This is a genomic window from Streptomyces montanus (assembly GCF_005786655.1).
GTDB lineage: Bacteria > Actinomycetota > Actinomycetes > Streptomycetales > Streptomycetaceae > Streptomyces > Streptomyces sporangiiformans.
Genome location: NZ_VBZC01000016.1, coordinates 121,777 through 138,738, shown reverse-complemented (window position 1 = coordinate 138,738; position 16,962 = coordinate 121,777). Strand labels below are relative to the sequence as shown.

16 protein-coding genes are annotated in these 16,962 nt (G+C 69.2%); 12 read left to right on the top strand and 4 right to left on the bottom strand.

Going from position 1 to position 16,962, the window contains the following annotated elements:
* Window position 1: 1 nt before the first annotated feature.
* The 3 genes from FE633_RS16915 to FE633_RS16905 all read right to left on the bottom strand — a co-directional run bounded on the left by FE633_RS16915 (window position 2) and on the right by FE633_RS16905 (window position 3,156).
* Window positions 2-1,321 (bottom strand): HEAT repeat domain-containing protein, encoded by a 1,320-nt coding sequence (locus FE633_RS16915; RefSeq protein ID WP_246113665.1) that lies wholly within the window; start codon window positions 1,319-1,321, stop codon window positions 2-4.
* Window positions 1,322-1,668: 347 nt separating this feature from the next.
* The gene (locus FE633_RS16910; protein WP_138045980.1) at window positions 1,669-2,400 is read right to left on the bottom strand and encodes a class I SAM-dependent methyltransferase; all 732 of its coding nucleotides are present in this window, start codon (window positions 2,398-2,400) and stop codon (window positions 1,669-1,671) included.
* Window positions 2,401-2,580: 180 nt separating this feature from the next.
* Window positions 2,581-3,156 (bottom strand): CGNR zinc finger domain-containing protein, encoded by a 576-nt coding sequence (locus FE633_RS16905; protein ID WP_138045979.1) that lies wholly within the window; start codon window positions 3,154-3,156, stop codon window positions 2,581-2,583.
* 103 nt (window positions 3,157-3,259) lie between these two features.
* On the opposite strand from FE633_RS16905, the gene FE633_RS16900 reads away from it, so the two are divergent.
* A complete protein-coding gene (locus tag FE633_RS16900; RefSeq protein WP_138045978.1) occupies window positions 3,260-4,432 on the top strand; it encodes an epoxide hydrolase family protein in 1,173 nt (390 codons plus the stop codon).
* Here FE633_RS16900 and FE633_RS16895 read toward each other — a convergent pair.
* Window positions 4,422-6,227, bottom strand: coding sequence for a chitinase (locus FE633_RS16895; protein WP_425473182.1), 1,806 nt, complete (start codon window positions 6,225-6,227; stop codon window positions 4,422-4,424). The two genes, FE633_RS16900 and FE633_RS16895, sit on opposite strands and share 11 nt — an antisense overlap.
* Before the next feature lie 309 nt (window positions 6,228-6,536).
* On the opposite strand from FE633_RS16895, the gene FE633_RS16890 reads away from it, so the two are divergent.
* From FE633_RS16890 to FE633_RS16840, 11 genes are all read left to right on the top strand, one after another.
* On the top strand, window positions 6,537-7,439 hold the full coding sequence (locus FE633_RS16890) for a hypothetical protein (protein WP_246113663.1): 903 nt from the start codon (window positions 6,537-6,539) through the stop codon (window positions 7,437-7,439).
* 154 nt (window positions 7,440-7,593) lie between these two features.
* Window positions 7,594-8,307: a Flp pilus assembly protein CpaB gene (gene cpaB / locus FE633_RS16885; protein WP_138045977.1), complete on the top strand. Its 714-nt coding sequence runs from the start codon at window positions 7,594-7,596 to the stop codon at window positions 8,305-8,307.
* A gap of 62 nt (window positions 8,308-8,369) precedes the next feature.
* Complete coding sequence (locus tag FE633_RS16880; protein ID WP_138045976.1) at window positions 8,370-9,983, top strand: CpaE/TadZ family protein; 1,614 nt, start codon at window positions 8,370-8,372, stop codon at window positions 9,981-9,983.
* A gap of 179 nt (window positions 9,984-10,162) precedes the next feature.
* The gene (locus tag FE633_RS16875; RefSeq protein ID WP_138045975.1) at window positions 10,163-10,489 is read left to right on the top strand and encodes a TadE/TadG family type IV pilus assembly protein; all 327 of its coding nucleotides are present in this window, start codon (window positions 10,163-10,165) and stop codon (window positions 10,487-10,489) included.
* 41 nt (window positions 10,490-10,530) lie between these two features.
* Window positions 10,531-11,871 (top strand): TadA family conjugal transfer-associated ATPase, encoded by a 1,341-nt coding sequence (locus FE633_RS16870; protein ID WP_138045974.1) that lies wholly within the window; start codon window positions 10,531-10,533, stop codon window positions 11,869-11,871.
* A 40-nt stretch (window positions 11,872-11,911) separates the two neighbouring features.
* Complete coding sequence (locus tag FE633_RS16865) at window positions 11,912-12,853, top strand: type II secretion system F family protein (protein ID WP_138045973.1); 942 nt, start codon at window positions 11,912-11,914, stop codon at window positions 12,851-12,853.
* 7 nt (window positions 12,854-12,860) lie between these two features.
* Window positions 12,861-13,757: a DUF5936 domain-containing protein gene (locus FE633_RS16860; protein WP_138045972.1), complete on the top strand. Its 897-nt coding sequence runs from the start codon at window positions 12,861-12,863 to the stop codon at window positions 13,755-13,757.
* Window positions 13,758-13,759: 2 nt separating this feature from the next.
* The gene (locus tag FE633_RS16855; protein ID WP_138045971.1) at window positions 13,760-15,205 is read left to right on the top strand and encodes a sensor histidine kinase; all 1,446 of its coding nucleotides are present in this window, start codon (window positions 13,760-13,762) and stop codon (window positions 15,203-15,205) included.
* Window positions 15,198-15,998, top strand: coding sequence for a response regulator (locus FE633_RS16850; RefSeq protein ID WP_138045970.1), 801 nt, complete (start codon window positions 15,198-15,200; stop codon window positions 15,996-15,998). The genes FE633_RS16855 and FE633_RS16850 overlap by 8 nt, the downstream gene beginning before the upstream one ends.
* Window positions 15,999-16,118: 120 nt before the next feature.
* The gene (locus FE633_RS16845; RefSeq protein ID WP_425473184.1) at window positions 16,119-16,343 is read left to right on the top strand and encodes a hypothetical protein; all 225 of its coding nucleotides are present in this window, start codon (window positions 16,119-16,121) and stop codon (window positions 16,341-16,343) included.
* The gene (locus tag FE633_RS16840; protein WP_281291204.1) at window positions 16,340-16,948 is read left to right on the top strand and encodes a pilus assembly protein TadG-related protein; all 609 of its coding nucleotides are present in this window, start codon (window positions 16,340-16,342) and stop codon (window positions 16,946-16,948) included. Before FE633_RS16845 ends, FE633_RS16840 begins: the two co-directional genes overlap by 4 nt.
* Window positions 16,949-16,962: the final 14 nt, after the last annotated feature.

Below are 16,962 nucleotides of genomic sequence, written 5' to 3'. Positions count from 1 at the left end.
GTCACTCAGCCGTCGGGTTTTCCTTGCGAAACTTCCAGCTCCAGAGCGCGCTGAGCCGGTGGTCGTGCTCGAAACCAGCACCGAGAGGCCCCACCCGCTCGATCGCCCCATCGACGCGCGGATCGTCGCGCAGGGCCAGGCCGTAGGCGGCCTCCAGGCGTACGAGTTGGTTGTCGTCGTCCAGCAACGCCGCCAAGGCATCGGCGACCGCGGGCGAACGGTCCCGGGAGCCGGCCAGTGCCGCCGCGGCCGCACCCCGCACGTCGGCATCCTGATCCTCGGTCAGGAGGAGCAGAGCCTGGGTGATCTCCGGGAGGAGCTCGTCGTCCCGCATGCCCACCGTGCACGCCCTGATCCGCACCTCGGGGTTCTGGTCACGCGTGAGGGTGAGCAACGCGGCCCTGGCGGCGGGAGAGAGGGGAACGTCTTCCGCGGAGAGGGCGTAGGGCACTTCGCGGCGTACCCGGGGGTCGGGATGGCCGGCGTAACGGAGGCCGATGTCCTCCTGGCCGGGATGCTCGTACTCGGTGAAGGCGTCGAGCACCTTCGCGAGCATGCCGCTGTCCGTTTCCTCGGCCGCCCAGGCGGCCAGGAGTTCGCTCGCCTTCTTCTCGTAGTGCGGGCCGTTGCCCAGCAGTCCCCGTATCCGCAGGTAATCCACCACGAACCGGCGGTGCGCCAAAGCAGGGTGGTGGCGATGGGCCACCACGGCCGACCAGGTCTCGAAGCTGCGACGCTCGCTGAGGATCCAGCAGCCCGCCCACCAGTCCACATGGTCCTCGTCATGCTGCCCGACAGCGCGGGCGATCAGTTCGTCGACGGGTGTCAGGACGCGGAAGGCCCACTCCAGAGAGGTCAGGATGGCGCCGTGCCCGGCCCGCGTGACGAGCCCGCCGAGCGAGACCTGATCGACCCAGTGGTACTCGTCGTCCTCGACCCGGACCGTCGCGGCGGGACCCGGCGCGCCTGTTCTGCGCCGCAACTCCTCGGCCGCGCCCGCTTCGTACCAGTTCCGAGCCAACGCGAGCAGCCGTTCTCGAGCGGCTTCCGGAAGCCGCAGCCGGGGCTCCTTGCCGAGCACGGCCGAGAAGACCGCCGGGGAGCCGCCGTCAATGGCACGCCACAGCGGCGTGGTCCCGTCCGGCAGGACCCGGTCAGGATCCGCGCCGCCCTCCACCAGCACTTCGGCGACCGCCGTGTCGTACGCCGCCACCGCCACGCACAGCCCCGGCAGCCCGTCCCCGTCCACCGCATCCGGATCGGCGCCCTTTTCCAACAGGGCCCGCACCCCCTCGGCGTCCCTCACCCGGACCGCCGACATGAGATGACCATCGAGTCTACGCATCGGTACCGAGGCGGAAGCAGCTGGCTCCCTCGCCGCAGAACGGTTCTTCCCACGTGATGTCGCCCATCGGGCTGCTCCTCACAGGCTGTTGGCGACCTACGTATGCCTGGTTCGAGCAGTCGCAGTTTACAGGCGAGGGTGCGGAGCCGCTCGGGCTGATGGTGCGACCGTCCGCACTGCCGATGGGCTCCGTGCCCTTCACGCCGAACACGGCAACGTGGCACCGACGGTTGAGCGCATCCAGGCACTGAACGTTTCCACGCGCGGTGTACTGGTATGGCTCACATGAGCGCTGCCGTGACACTGGGCGGAGATGTGGTGACTCAACCAGTGACTTGCAGCCGGAATTGCAGGAGGGTGGCGCCTGGTGTGTCCGGGACCGGAACCGCGGTCAGGCCGGCGGCTGCGGCAAGGTCCTCGAATCCTGAGCGGGTGTACCAGTGAAGTACCCAGGGGCGGTCCACGACGGTGCTCTCGCCGTCGCGGTACCGCTCGTAGCGCAACACCGTCGTCTGCGTCCGCGTGGGATCGCTGCGCTCCTCGGACACCACCGATACACGCAATTCAGCACCGTCGTCCGCCGTGGCGGTGCGCACCCGGCCGATCTGTTCGGCAGGTGTGGGCGATGGGACAAACACAGGCACCAGGGCGGTGCCGCCCACGGCGAGGTGGTTGCGGATGCCGCGGAGGGCAGCCAGAGCGGTGGAGTCGTCGGGAAGCAGGTTGAAGGTAGGCCCGGCAAGGAAGATCGCACGATACCGGCGTGGCAGATCGAGGGCTTCCATACGCTGGTGATGGACGACGACATCGACGCCTTGCTCCCGCGCCCGGCGACGGCATCGGTCCAGCATGTCCGCCGAGGCGTCAACGCCCTCGACGTCCAGACCGCGCCGACGCAGATCGAGCAGCGGATCGCCGTCCCCGCACCCCAGTTCCAGAGCTGGACAACCGACCTCTTGCACAAAGGCCGCGTAGGGCTCCGGATCTTGGGTGACGGACTTCAGCGGCCCGTATAACTCCGCAACGATGCCTGTGTAGAAATCAGCTGGATCCACGCCTGCACCTTACGCTTCAACCGCATGCTGATCGTCCCGATGCGACCGCACCGCAGAGCGGCACGGCAGATCCCGTTCGTTTTGACTCCGCGCCCACGCCGGAGTCGTACGCATCGGCGTCTTGGACAGCGACAGATGTGTCGCAGGCGTGGGGCCCACTTGGATGTACCGAGGTAACGATCACTCCGCTGATCTGGGGTTTTTGCGCTGGTTGGCATTGAAGCGCGCTTTCTTCTGACGATTCCCACACGTGTTCATCTCGCACCATTTGCGAGTGCGGCTTTGGCTGGTGTCGAAGAAGGCGGCTTGGCAGGTTGGTGATGCGCACAAGGCCAATTTTCCGTCCCGTTCGCCTGCGATGATGCTGATCGCGTCGGCGGCGATCACGCTGAGGGCATCTTCCACGCAGGAAGCCGAGCTGAGCCGCCATCGCCGCTTACCCTCGGGCGTGAGGATCGCCGCGGCCCGGCCCTGAGCGCTGCAGTCATTGATGACTTGGACAGCAGACGCAGGGAGAGCGTCCTGGAGCGCGGCCGCTGTCGCGGCGGCGTGAATCGACTCCCTCAGTTCCCGAGCGAGGTCGAGCTGGGCGGTGGTGCAGGAGTCCACGGCGAGGCCGTTCACTGCCAGCCAGTCGATGAGTCGGTGCGGCGTGGGAATGCGCTCCACAGGGTCGCCATGACGCTCCGACAGAGTCCCCGTGAAGCTGGTCGCCAGCACGTTGCCGAGGCGGAAGTCAGGGAACGCAGCACGCATGGAACCACCTTAGCCGGTTGCAGCATGGCTCGGAGAACTGTTAGAACCGTCTTAGCCGGTTCGCGACAGATCGTAGCCGGTTCCACGACGGCCAGGAGGTCTCATGCCCCGTCCAACCGGCGACGTGCAAGCATTTGAAGCCCACGCGACTGACGCCGACCTCGACGATCTGCGCGCGCGACTGGCCGCGGCGCGGCTACCGGAAGCTGAGACGGTCTATCGCGCCGCGCCCGACCCTCGCCGATGGGAACAGGGCGTTCCTCTCGCCGACCTCGTCGATGTCGTGAACTACTGGCGCACCGGGTACAACTGGCGGTCCTTCGAAGAGCGCCTCAACCGGATCGGCCAGTTCCGCACGACCATTGATGATCTGGGAATCCACTTCCTGCACCGCCGATCCGCGCGCGCGGATGCCACTCCTCTGCTCATGACGCACGGCTGGCCAGACAGCATTGCTCGGTTCATCGATGTGGTGGACGAGCTGGCAGATCCGAAAGATGCAGACGCGCCGGCGTTCCACGTCGTGGTTCCGTCGCTGCCAGGCTTTGGTTACAGCGACAAGCCGGCCACCACCGGGTGGGGAACCGAAAAGATCGCGGCCGCATGGGTGGAACTGATGGGAAGGCTCGGCTACAGCAAGTTCGCAGCCCACGGCGGCGACTGGGGAGGCAATATCACCACGGTTCTCGCCGGCAGGTTCCCGGCGCACGTTCTCGGCATCCACACCACGTTCGCGGAGGGACCGCCCGGTTTGACAACGGACGGGCTGACGGCGGTCGAGCGCAAGTGGACCGAGGAAACCCGCGATTTCTGGCGCCACCGCGCGGCGTACGCGAAGCAGCAGGCGACCCGACCGCAGACCATCGGCTACTCGCTCGTCGACTCACCGGTCGGGCTTCTTGCCTGGATCCTCGACAAGTTCGCCGAGTGGTCAGACACCGAAGACAGCCCGTTCGAGACGATTTCCCGAGACAGGGTTCTTGACGACGTCACCCTGTACTGGCTGACGCGGACCGGCGCATCGTCGGCCCGCATCTACTACGAAAGCCACAACTCGCTGGACCCCGAACTTCGGGTCGACGTCCCGTCAGCAATCACTATGTATCCCCGCGACGTCGAGAAGTGTCCGCGCCCCTGGGCACAGGAGCGGTACCGGCAGATCGTCCGATGGGGGTCGCCCGAATACGGGGGGCATTTCCCGTCGCTGGAGGTTCCCGAGTATTTCGTCAAAGATCTGCAAGAGGGCCTCGCGGCAGTGCTGGCCGCTAATCGGTGAACGCGGCTCCGCGACCGGGCAGGGCGTGGACGTGTGGGCCCACCGCGTTCGACCATGCGTTGCCCGCCGTCGCGTCCCAGTTCGTCGACCACGTCATCGCGCCGCGCAGGTCGGGATACGTTCTCGGCGGTTTGAAGGAGCCGCAGTTCGTGCCTTTGGCGAGGCAGTCCAGGGCGTTGTTCACCACGGAGGGGGAGACGTAGCCGCTGCCCGCGCCGCGGGTGGAGGCCGGGAGGCCGAGGCCCACCTGGGACGGGGCCAGGCCGCCCTGCAGTTGGATGCAGGCCAGGGCCGTGAGGAAGTCCACCGAGCCCTGGCTGTAGACCTTGCCGTCGCATCCGAGCATCGAACCGCTGTTGTAGTACTGCATGTTGACGACCGTGAGGATGTCCTTGATGTTCAGGGCCGTCTGGAAGTAGGAGTTGGACGTCGACTGCATGTCGATCGTCTGCGGTGCCATGGTGATGATCAGTGACGCGCCGGCCTTCGAGGACAGGGAGCGGAGCGCCTGCGTCATGTACGTCGCGTTGAGGCCGTTCTCCAGGTCGATGTCGACGCCGTCGAAGCCGTACGTCTGCATCAGCGAATACACGGAGTTCGCGAAGTTCGTCGCCGAGGTCGCGTCGTTGACGGACACCGCGCCGCGTTCGCCGCCGACCGAGACGATCACCTTCTTGCCCGCCGCCTGCTTGGCCCTGATGTCCGCCTTGAACTGGTCGACCGTGTAGCCGCCGAGCCCGGCCGAGTCGAGGTTGAAGGTGACCGCGCCCGGCGTCGACGTGGCATCCGCGAAAGCCACCGCGATGATGTCGTACGGGGACGGGACGTCGGAGATCCTCTGGACCGTCGCGCCGTTGTTGAAGTTCTGCCAGTAGCCGGTCACGGCGTGCTTGGGCAGGGCTGTGCCCCCGCCCCCGCCCGGCGGAGCCGTCGTCGTCCCGGTCACGGCCGCCGACTTCGCCGACTCACCCGCCGCGTTGGTCGCGGTGACCTGGAAGGAGTACGAGGTCGAGGCCGCCAGACCGGAGATCGTCGCCGAAGTGCCGGTCACCGCGAGCGCCTTCGTGCCGTTGCGGTAGATCTGGTAGCCCGTCGCGCCCGCCACCGCGTTCCAGGCGAGCGAGACCGACGAGGAGGTCGTGGACGCGACCTTCAGGCCGGCGGGCGCGGAGGGGATGGTGGGGGACGGGTCGCCGCTTCCGCCGCCGTCGGGGCCGAACACGGACACGTCGTCCGCGTAGTACGCCGTCTGTGCGTACCAGCCGTGCGTGTAGATCGTCACCGACGTCGTCGACGCCCCGGTCGTGAAGCGGGTCGTCAGCTGCTTCCAGGAGGAGGAGTCGGGGGTCCAGGTCGAGACGTCCGTCGTACCCGTGCCGCTCGCGCCCAGATACGCGTACCCGCCCCGCACCCACGCGCTCAGCGTGTACGTCGAGTTGGGCCGTACCGCGACGGTCTGGACGCACCTGGCGTTGTCCTGGCCGCTCGGCGTGGCCTCCAGGGCGGAGGCGCCGCCGTGCACCGGCGCGGAGACGGTGGCGCCGCTGCCCGCCGAACACGTCCAGTCGGTGAGGCCCGACTCGTAGCCGGCGTTCTTGGCGTTGTTGACGTCCGCCGCCGACGCCTGGCCGGCCAGGCCGGTGAGGGTGAGGGCGGACGCGGTGAGCACGGCGGCGAGGGCTCCGGCCCATGCCCGGCGCGTTCGTCTGCGTCGCTCGGGTCGCTCGGGTCGCTCGGGTCGCTCGGACCGCTCGGGTCTTCCGGGGCGTTCGGGCATGCCTGGTACGCGGTTCACTTCGGCCTCCGGTGGGGGGTGGGAAGGGGAACGGTGGCCACCGCTGGACGTACAAGCTGGTCCAGACCAATAGGGTTGTCAAGACCTCTCGTTCGACTTCAACCGCCCTATGGGATAACCGAGTTGAGGCATATGCGCCTTACTCTGTGTGGATCAAGGCTCCACCTTCGGTGAGTTGATCTCGGAGATTCGGTGTTGAGCGGGGCAAGCCGTGGATAAGGTGCTCCAAGCAAGAGCAAGAGGACGTCACAGGGGCGATCTGAGGCGGTGGTCGACCACCCCGCCGCAGTGAACGGGGTGGTGTGCAGCGTGCCGACCGCGATAGCCGTCACCAGTTCCGATCTGGTGCTCCCACCGCAGGACCGGCAGACACCGCCCGCCGCCGTCCAGCCCCTCGAAAACCTCGAGAACTCCCTCACCGGGATGCACGCGCTCATCGAGCAGCACGGATACGTGATCGCGTTATACCCGGCCTCCACCCCCGCCGACGTCACCCGACGCCTGCACGCCGTCCGCTCCGTCCTGGAGAGCGACCGCATCGCCCTGCTCGGCGTCGACCTGCCGCCGCTCGGACTCGCCCTGCTCGCCCAGCAATTGCGCCAGCTGTCCGTCTGCGACTTCAGCCCCGGAGTGCTGGCCTCCTCCGCGCGGCTGCTCGCCCACTACATCTACGCGGGTGCGGTGCTCGGCTCGGTCGCCAAGCTCGACCGGGTGCCGGTCTCCCTCAAATCCCACGCCAAGTCATGGGTGCCGGGCGCCCAGTTCGCCGTACTGGCCAATCCGCGGCCCCAGCTGGTGCGCCTCGGGCAGGGCGGGCAGGGCCGCCAGGGCGGACAGGAGGAGCTGGCCGGGCCCGAGTTCGGCACGCGGATGCTCGTCGCGTCCGGGCAGCTGCCCGGCGACTGGCTCACCGCGACCCTCGCTCCCGCCTGGCGCGTGCAGGGCGTCGCCACCGTGCCGCTGCCCGCCGAGTCCGCGCGCTGGTGGGGCACGGGCAAGGTCGCCGAGTTCGCCGCGGGTCTGCACGACGTGTCCGTGCTCTACCAACTGGTCTCGTCCGTACGGCGCGAGGAGTGCCACTGGTGCGGTCTGGAACTCATCGGCGACCGCTGCGGTTTCTGTGCGGCGCCTTTGCCTCCGCCACCGGAGCTTCCGACCGCCACCGTACGGGCAGTTTCTTCTGTACGTGCCTTGCCCCCAGGCACCGCGTAAGTCACGTACGTACAGCTGAACAACGGAAACGACTCGCACACCCCGCACGACCGAGCACCAGGTACGACCGCTGAGCACCAGATACGACCGCTGAGCACCAGGTACGACCGCTCGACCCCCGCTGTCCCCGCCCCCGATCGAGGTTGTCCGCGCCATGAACTCACGCCAGCGCCGCGGCGTCATCCTGCTGGTCCTTTCGGTCCTGTGCGCCCTGGGCGCCTTCGCCGGAGTCCTCTCGGTGATCCGCGACGTGAACTCGAAGGTCGGCCCGGAGGTCGCGGCGTACCGCCTGAAGAGCGACGTCGCGCCCTATCGGGAGCTGACGGCCGACCAGTTCGAGAAGGTCTCGATGCCCGAGCGGTGGCTGTCGTCGACCGCGGTCACCAACCTCTCCCAGATCCGCGGAAAGATAGCCGTCACCCGGCTGGAGAAGGGCTCGCTGCTCCAGACCGACATGATCGTGGACCGGCCCGCGCTGAAGGCGGGCCAGCAGGAGATCGCCATCATGATCGACGCGGCGACCGGTGTGGCGGGGAAGATCAACCCGGGTTCGCGGGTCAACATCTACGCCACGTTCCAGGCCGAGAACGACAACGGCAAGGACCAGTCGAAGGTCATCGTCGAGAACGCCGAGGTGATCGACGTCGGCAAGCTGACCGCGCTGGACCCCTCCCAGAACAGCGACGACCGCCGCCGCACCGCGACCGAGGCGGTTCCGATCACCTTCGCCCTCGACACCGCCGACGCCCAACGGGTCGCGTACGCCGAGTCGTTCGCGACCCATGTGCGCCTCGCCCTGGTCGCGGGCGGATCCGACACCGCCGTCGCACCCGGCGACCGCACGTACACCCTCGACGAGGACAAGTAGGAGGCCGTGATGCGCTCAGCCCTCACGAAGGCCCTCACCAAGGCGTCCACGAAGGTGTGCCGATGACCATCCGCATCCTGCCGGCCGTCGGCGACATCGACTCGGCCCGCGCCCTCACCACACTGCTGAGCCAGCTGCCCGACGCCGAACCCGCCGCGCCCGTCCCGGACACCACGGCCCTCCTGGACACCCTGGCGCGGCTCGCGGCGGAGTCCCTGGACGAGCTGCCCGAGGTCGTCCTGGTCCACGAGCGGATCGGTCCGGTGCCCGCGCTCGACGTCGTCCGCGACGTGGTGATGCGGTTCCCGGCTGTCGGGGTCGTCCTCATCACCGCCGACACCAGCACGAGCGTGCTGACCGCGGCGATGGACTCCGGCGCCCGCGGCATCATCGGCCTGCCCCTCGGCTACGACGCCCTCGCCGAACGCGTCCAGGCGGCCGCGGCCTGGTCCCTGGGCATGCGGCGCCATCTCGGCAGCGGTACGCCGGAGTTGTACGCGGGGCCCGGCGGCACCGTCGTTACCGTGACCGGAGCCAAGGGCGGCGTGGGCGCGACGGTCACCGCCGTCCAAATCGCCCTGGCGGCACGGGCGTCGGGGCGTACGGTGGCGCTGCTGGACCTGGACCTCCAGTCCGGGGACGTGGCGTCGTACCTGGACGTGCAGTTCCGCCGCTCCGTGGCCGACCTCGCCGGCATCAGCGACATCAACCCCCGCGTCCTCCAGGACGCGGTCTACACCCACGACACCGGGCTCGGGCTGCTGCTGGCCCCCGCCGAGGGCGAACGCGGTGAGGAGGTCACCGACCGGGCCGCCCGCCACGTCCTGAACGCCTTGCGCTCCCGCTACGAGGTCGTGGTCGTCGACTGCGGCTGCCAGATGAACTCGGCCACCGCGGCCGCCATCGAACTCGCCGACCAGGCCCTCCTCCTCGTCACCCCGGACGTCGTCGCCGTCCGCGCCGCCAAGCGCATGGTCCGCATGTGGGACCGCCTGCAGATCCGCAAGGCCGAGGAGACCCTGACCGTCGTCAACCGCTTCTCGCGCGGTACGGAGATACAGCCGTCCCTGGTCGAACGGGTCACCGGCACGAAGGTCGCCCGCTCCGCGGTGCCCGCCTCCTTCAAGGAACTCCAGTCGGTGGTCGACGCGGGCCGCCTCCAGGACCTGGACGCGCGGTCCACGGTCAAGCAGGCGCTGTGGGCGCTGGCGGGCGAGCTGGGACTGGTCGCCGCCCAGGAGAGCGGCGGCAGGCGCCGCAAGTCGTCCCCGGACCGGGGAGCCCTCAGCCTCCGCCGCAAGGGCGGCGGCGACCGGGGCGCGGTCACCCTCGAATTCGCGGGCATGTTCCCGCTGCTGCTGGTCGTGATGACGATCCTGTGGCAGTGCGTCCTGTACGGCTACACGTACTCCCTGGCGGGCAACGCGGCGGACGAGGCGGCGCGGGCGGCCACGGCGGCCGCCGCCTCCGGCACGGGTGCGGGTGCCGCCTGCGCCTCGGCAGGCAAGGAGCACCTCCCCGCCTCCTGGCAGGACGCGGCGATCACCTGCCAGAAGGCGGGGGACGTCTGGAAGGCCAACGTCACCGCCCAAGTCCCGCTCTTCTTCCCGGGCTTCGACGCGGGCTGGCAGGTCATCGGCGAAGCAGGCGCGGCAACGGAAGGGGACGCGCAATGAGCCCCCGGGTACGTCCATCGCGTTGCCCGGCCCCACCGGGGGCGCGTCCCGTAAGGGGCGCGGGGAACTGCGCGACCAGCCACGAACAACCCGCACCTTCCCCACCGCGCCGAACCCGCCAAGCCCGTAAGACCCGCACATCCCGCGGAGCGACTCGCTGGGGCGACCGAGGCGTCTCCATGCTGGAGTTCGCCGGGTTTCTGCCCATCCTCCTCATCATCGGGATGGCCGCCATCCAGCTCGGGCTCGTCGGGTACGCGATCAACCAGGCCGGTTCCGGGGCGCGGGCCGCGGCGAGGGTCGCCTCGCAGGAGCCTGGGGGCGGAGAGGCGGCGGGGTATGCCGCGATGAGCGACTGGCTGGACGCGAACGTATCCGCACCCAATGGGGGCGGCGACACCACCACCGCCACCGTGACCGTGGACGTACCCGTCCTCATCCCGTTCGCGGAGTTCGACTGGCAAGTCGTCCGCCGCGCGACCATGCCCAATGACGATGACGACTGAACCCGTGCTGAATCACCGACCCCCGGAAGGGAGTTGAAGACATGAGCCTCAGGGCCCGTATCGCCGCCCCCGAAGAGGGGGGAGCCGGTCGCGAGGACGGACACCTCGTCGCCGTCTACCGTGCCAAGCTGCTCGAAGAGATCGACCTGGCCGAGATGTCCAGCCTCGCGGCCGCCGAACGGCGCGTGCGGCTGGAGCGTGTGCTCGGGCACATCATCAGCCGGGAGGGGCCCGTCCTCTCCTCCTCCGAGCGCTCGCAGCTCATCCGGCGCGTCGTCGACGAGGCTCTCGGGCTCGGTGTGCTCGAGCCCCTGCTCGCCGACGCGTCCATCACCGAGATCATGGTCAACGGGCCGGACTCCATCTTCGTGGAGCGGTCCGGGCGCGTTGAGCAGCTTCCCCTGCGGTTCGCCTCCAACGAGCAGCTCATGCAGACCATCGAGCGCATCGTCTCGACCGTCAACCGGCGCGTCGACGAGTCGAACCCCATGGTCGACGCCCGCCTCCCCACCGGCGAACGCGTCAACGTCATCATCCCCCCGCTCGCCCTCACCGGCCCGACCCTCACGATCCGCCGCTTCCCCCGCGCCTACACCCTGCCGGAGCTGATCGGCCTGGGGTCGTTGGACGAGCAGATGCTCATGCTGCTCGCCGCGTTCGTCCGGGCCCGCTTCAACGTCATCGTCAGCGGCGGTACCGGCACCGGCAAGACGACCCTGCTCAACGCCCTCTCCGGGCTCATCCCGTCCCAAGAGCGCATCATCACCATCGAGGACTCCGCCGAACTCCAGCTTCAGCAGGAACACGTGATCCGCCTCGAATCCCGCCCCCCGAACGTGGAGGGCAAGGGCCAGATCACCATCCGCGACCTCGTCCGCAACTCCCTGCGTATGCGCCCCGACCGCATCATCGTCGGCGAGGTGCGTGGGGGCGAGACCCTCGACATGCTCCAGGCCATGTCCACCGGCCACGACGGCTCCCTCGCGACCGTGCACTCGAACTCCGCCGAGGACGCGCTGATGCGCCTGCAGACCCTCGGCTCGATGTCCGAGGTCCAGATCCCCTTCGAGGCACTGAAGGACCAGATCAACTCCGCGGTCGACGTGGTCGTCCAGCTCGCCCGCCACGGCGACGGCTCCCGCAAGGTCGCGGAGATCGCCCTGCTGATCTCGCACGGCCGCGAACAGTTCCGCATCGTGCCCGTCTCCCGCTTCGTCCCCCGCCCCGTAGGCCCCGACCGCGTCGTCCACGGCCACTTCGAACACCTCCCGCTGCCGCGCCCGGTCGCCGAGAAGCTGTACGTCGCGGGCGAACCGCTGCCGCCCTCCTTCAGCGTGGCCGAGGCCATCGACGTACTTCACACAAGGCAGGCCATCGGATGACGTCCCCCGCCCCCTCGCCCACTCCCAGGAGGTGCGCGCCATGAACAACCCAGCCCTGCTCGCCCTCGGCGCCACCGTCCTGTGCGGCACGCTCGCCGTCGCGGGCGTGCACACGTACGCGTCCGGACGCGCCCAGCGCCAGGCCCTCGTCGACCGCCTCGCCGGCGGCGGCCCGCTGCGTACGGCCGCGGGCCGCGCCCGCCGTTTCGCGGCTGTCGACCGCCGCCTGCGCCACACCCGACTGGGCCGCACGATCCAGATCCGCCTGTCGGCCACGGGACTCGACGTGACGGCGGGCGAGTTCTTCACGTACGTCGCCGCCGTGGTCGCGGCGCTGTGGCTGATCGCCTCCGCCGCCCTGGCCCCCTTCTTCGGCCCCATCGCCGCCGCGATCGGCGTCTGGGGCGCCGCGATCTTCCTCAACTGGCAGCGCCAGAAGCGCATCGAGGCCTTCATCAACCAACTCCCGGACGTCGCCCGCCTCCTGGCCAACGCCTCCGCCGCGGGCCTCGCCCTGCGTACGGCCCTGGCGATGGCCGCGGAGGAGCTGGAGGCCCCGGCGGGCGAGGAACTCGCCCGGGTCGCCGACCAGCTGAGCCTCGGCCGCTCCATCGACGACACCCTGGGCGAACTCGCCGAACGCCTCCCCTCCCGCGAACTCGTCGTCCTGGTCACGACGCTGGTCCTGTCCAACAAGGCCGGCGGCTCAGTCGTCAACTCCCTGCGGAACCTCACCCAGACCCTGGAGGACCGCAAGGAGACCCGCCGCGAGGTCCGCACCATGCTCTCCGAGGTCAACGCGACCGCCTTCACGGTTCCCCTCCTCGGCCTCGGCTCCCTCCTCCTGATCAACTCCTCGAACGAGGGCGCCCTGGCCCGCGTGACCGGCTCCCCGGTGGGCCAGATCCTGGTGCTCATCGCCATGGGCCTGTACACGGTCGGCTTCTTCGTCATCCGCCGCCTCGGCAAGATCGAAGTATGAGGAGGGGATGACGTTGCTGCCCTTGCTCCTCGCCGCACTGACGGGCCTCGCCGTCGTGTGCTTCCTCCTCGGCATCCGTATGCTCCGCGCGGAGGCCAAGCTCCCGGGCGACCTGGCCCTCGCGCTGGAGGTCGGCTCCACCCGCGTCTCGAAGGCCGACTCCGCCGTCGACCGGCTCGGCATGCGCTTCGCGCCCCTCGTCCTGCGCCTGATGGGCCCGCGCCGCGTCGACGCCAAGCGCCGCCGCATCGACATGGCGGGCAACCCCGGCGGACTCACCCTGAACCGTTACGCGGCCCGCCGCGCCGTGTACGGCGTCTTCGGCGTCGTCCTCTTCTTCGTCTTCTTCTCCAACGGCCAGCTCCTCTTCGCCCTGCTGGCCCTGGGCTTCGGCCTGCTGGCCGCCGATGCCCTCATCTGGCAGGCCATCCGCGAACGCAAGGAGGTCATCGACCGCACCCTCCCGGACTTCCTGGACGTCCTGGCGGTCGTGGTCTCGGCCGGACTCGGCTTCCGGCAGGCCCTGGACCGGGTGGCCGAGAGGTACGAGGGCCCCTGGGCGGACGAACTGCGCATCACGCTCCGCCAGATGGACATGGGCGTCGGCCGCCGCCAGGCCTTCGACGAACTCCGCAAGCGCAACTCGTCCGAGCAGGTCGCCCAGTTCGTGTCGGCCCTGCAGCAGGGCGAGGAGCTGGGCTCTCCGATCGCGGAGACGCTCATCCAGCTGGCCACGGACATGCGCCGCACCGACGCCCAGAACTCCCGTCGCCGGGCGGCGAAGACGATCCCCAAGGCCACGATGGTCACGCTCGTCTTCATGCTCCCGGCCACGATGATCCTCATCGCCACGGGAATGTTCCTGGGGTCGGGGACGAACTACGGCTCGATTCTGGGGCGTTGACGATGGGATTGAGGAGGAGGTTACGGGGCGCCGCCGCGGCTGCCGCGAGTGTGGGCGGGAGCGTGCGCGCGGGACGTCGAGGTGCCCCGGCCGCCGGTTACCTCGCCGACGACGCCCCCGTCCCCGGCAGCGTCCGCCTCCAGCTCAACGCCCTGCAGGCCCTGTGCCGCCAGGCGTTCGCGGTCCGGCTGACGCTCGTCGCGATCGGCGCCCCCTTCGCGATGGCCAACGCGGCGGACGGCCCGCCCCGCTACGGCGTACTCGCGGCAGCCGTCCTGGGCGTCATGGGCTCGTACGCCATGCTCAGGGACTGGGACCGCTTCGCCCCCCGCCTCCTCGCCCACCCCACCCTCCTGGCGGTGGACCTGGTCTTCGGCGCGATACTCCTGCTCACCGCGTCCCCGGCGTCCCCGCTCGCGTACGCGGCCGTCTGCACCCCGCTCCTCTCCGGGCTGCTGTACGGCTGGCGCGGCTCCGGAGTCTTCACGGGACTCCAACTCGTCGTCCTGCTCACCGTGTTCAGGGCCTGGGAACACCGCCCCGGCGCCGGCGCCAGCACCCTCCTCGTCGCCGGCTTCTGCGTCGCGGCCGGCATCATCGGTGTGACCCTGCGCAATCTGATGTTCCAGTTCGGCACCGCCAGCCAGGCGCTCGCGGAGGCGAACTCCCGGCTGGCCGTGGCGGAGGCGGTCGAGTCCGAACGGGCCCGTCTCGCCCGCGAGATGCACGATTCGGTGGCGAAGACGCTGCACGGCTTGGCGCTGACCGCGGAGGCCCTGGCGGCCTCCGCCGACCACCCGAATCCCGACCCCCGCGCCCTGAAGGACCAGGCCACGGCGGTGGCGAGCGCGGCCCGCCGCGCGGCGGCGGAATCCCGCGACCTCCTGACGGACCTGCGCCGCCACGAGGCGCTGACGACTCCGCCGACCGACTTGGTGGAGGAACTGACGGCCCGTGTGGAGGACTTCGCGTCGCGTACGGGCATCGCGGCGACGCTACGACAGGAGGCGCACGAGAGCGGCGCCCTATCCGTACCTTTCGACGCGGCCCACCAGCTCCTCGCGATCGTCTCGGAGGCCCTGGAGAACACGCACCGCCACGCGCAGGCGACCAGAGTGCACGTCGAACTCGCCCTCGACACGGACCACTCCCACTCCCACCACTCCCACCTTCGTCTGACGGTGCGGGACGACGGAACCGGCCTGGACGCCACCCTCGACGACGTACAACACCTCGCGAAGAGCGGCCACTTCGGACTGCTCGGCATGGCGGAGCGGGCGGCGTCGATCGGCGCGCGGCTCCGTGCGCGCCGAGGCGCGCACGGAGGCACGGAGATCAGCGTGTACCTTCCGATGCGAAGCGTGACACTTCCCCGAAAGTCGTCACACTCCATGACGAACACGTCGAACACGTCGAACACCCCCCAAGAGGAGGCCGCACATGCCTGACCAGGCACAACCCGGCCCGCCCCTGCGCGTGCTCGTGGCCGACGACAACCCGGTCGTACGGGCAGGCCTCGCAGCCCTGCTCGGCGCGCACCCGGACATCCGTGTCGTCGCACAGGCGGCGAACGGCGCGGAGGCGGTCACGCACGCGACGCGCCTCCGCCCGGACGTCGTCGTCCTGGACGTACGGATGCCGGGCACGGACGGCCTGACCGCCCTGCCCTCCCTGGCCCGCCTGGCACCCGTGATGATGCTGACGTACAGCCGTGAGCCCGAGGTGGTGGCCGAGGCGTTGCGGCGGGGGGCGATCGGCTACTTGGTGCACGGCGAGTTCACGGTCGACGAACTGATCACGGCGGTAAGGGACTTGAGCGACGGAAGGCCGGCCTTCACGCCCTCCGCGGCGGCCGTCTCCTCGTCCGCTACGTCATCTGTACCGCCCTCGGCTACGCCACCCATCTCTGACGCGCTCAACGTTTCGTACGAACCGGACGAAAATTCTTCGCAGCTGCAATCGACTGTGGCACAGTCGTCAAAGGCTCGACCCGCCTACGCGACGGGGCTCCACCGCCGCGACCGCAACCGACGGGACTTCGGACTGAGTTCACGGGAGGTGGAGGTCATGGATCTCATCGCGGCCGGCATGAACAACCGGCAGATCGCCGCCACGTGCTTCATCAGCGAGAAGACCGTCAAGAACCACGTCAACCGCATCTTCGCAAAGATGCACAGTTCCTCGCGCAGCGAAGCGATCGCTCACTGGCTGGGTACGGCTCACGGGGGGTGGAACCGGTGACTCCAATCTCGGGAAGTTGGGCCCCTGGACCCACCCGGAGTAGGCGGTTTCTCACGTACGGTGCGCGGGATGGTGGTGGTCTTGGGTGGGAAGGAAGGGCTCATGGTGGCCAAGGACTTGATGCTGAGGGTGACTGTGGGCGTGGAGCGTGCCGTCGGGGCCTGGGCCCGGGACGTGTCCGGTCGGATGCGGGGGCGGGATCGGGACCGTGGGGCGGGGTTTGTGGAGTATGCGGGGTTGATGATCCTGATCGCCGGGATCTTCACGCTCATCGACCAACTAGGGCTCGACGGGCTGATCTCCGGGGCGATCGGCGACGCGGTGAACGACGTCATCGGCGGCTGAGCAGCAGCCGCCTGCGTAGCGACGACAGAGGGCAGACTCTCCCCATCTACATCTGGATGACGGGGATTCTGCTCTTTGTTGCGTTCGCATTCTTTGCCTTCGCCCAAGCGGCATCCGCTCGCAACGGTGCTCAATCCGCGGCGGATGCGGCGGCATTAGCCGCGGCGCAGGACTCCCGGGACGAGCTGATGGAGGGTCTGGAAGCCGCCATCGGTCAGGACGACAACTGGCTGGACTGGCTCTACGCCGAAGGGTTCGACGGCGCCGGAGCCGCAGCCGCGGCCGATCAGTTGGCCGCCGAGAACGACGCCACCGTTCGGGACTTCCAACCTTGGTCGGACGGCGACTACCCCGGATACCGGGTGGAGATCGAGACGAACTACACAGTCGGGGACTCGATCATCCCGGGCACAGAGTCGCAGACCGCGCGGGCCCATGCCACGGCCGTCATTCAACCCCGCTGTGACTTCGATGTGCCCGACGATCCCAAAGACGTCGTCGAACTCGACTGCGACGGCGACCTCGTTGACATCGACCCCGAAGATTTCGATTTGGACGACCTTCCCGACGCGTCCGTGCTGTTCTCTGTGCATCTGGCCGAGTGAAAGGAAGCCGTACC

Excerpts from the sequence above, each read along its gene's own strand:
- FE633_RS16915 (WP_246113665.1), bottom strand. The coding sequence starts at position 1,321 with ATGTCGGCGGTCCGGGTGAGGGACGCCGAGGGGGTGCGGGCCCTGTTG.
- FE633_RS16905 (WP_138045979.1), bottom strand. The coding sequence starts at position 3,156 with ATGCGTGCTGCGTTCCCTGACTTCCGCCTCGGCAACGTGCTGGCGACC.
- FE633_RS16900 (WP_138045978.1), top strand. The coding sequence starts at position 3,260 with ATGCCCCGTCCAACCGGCGACGTGCAAGCATTTGAAGCCCACGCGACT.
- cpaB (WP_138045977.1), top strand. The coding sequence starts at position 7,594 with ATGAACTCACGCCAGCGCCGCGGCGTCATCCTGCTGGTCCTTTCGGTC.
- FE633_RS16880 (WP_138045976.1), top strand. The coding sequence starts at position 8,370 with ATGACCATCCGCATCCTGCCGGCCGTCGGCGACATCGACTCGGCCCGC.
- FE633_RS16875 (WP_138045975.1), top strand. The coding sequence starts at position 10,163 with ATGCTGGAGTTCGCCGGGTTTCTGCCCATCCTCCTCATCATCGGGATG.
- FE633_RS16870 (WP_138045974.1), top strand. The coding sequence starts at position 10,531 with ATGAGCCTCAGGGCCCGTATCGCCGCCCCCGAAGAGGGGGGAGCCGGT.
- FE633_RS16865 (WP_138045973.1), top strand. The coding sequence starts at position 11,912 with ATGAACAACCCAGCCCTGCTCGCCCTCGGCGCCACCGTCCTGTGCGGC.
- FE633_RS16860 (WP_138045972.1), top strand. The coding sequence starts at position 12,861 with ATGACGTTGCTGCCCTTGCTCCTCGCCGCACTGACGGGCCTCGCCGTC.
- FE633_RS16855 (WP_138045971.1), top strand. The coding sequence starts at position 13,760 with ATGGGATTGAGGAGGAGGTTACGGGGCGCCGCCGCGGCTGCCGCGAGT.
- FE633_RS16850 (WP_138045970.1), top strand. The coding sequence starts at position 15,198 with ATGCCTGACCAGGCACAACCCGGCCCGCCCCTGCGCGTGCTCGTGGCC.
- FE633_RS16845 (WP_425473184.1), top strand. The coding sequence starts at position 16,119 with ATGCTGAGGGTGACTGTGGGCGTGGAGCGTGCCGTCGGGGCCTGGGCC.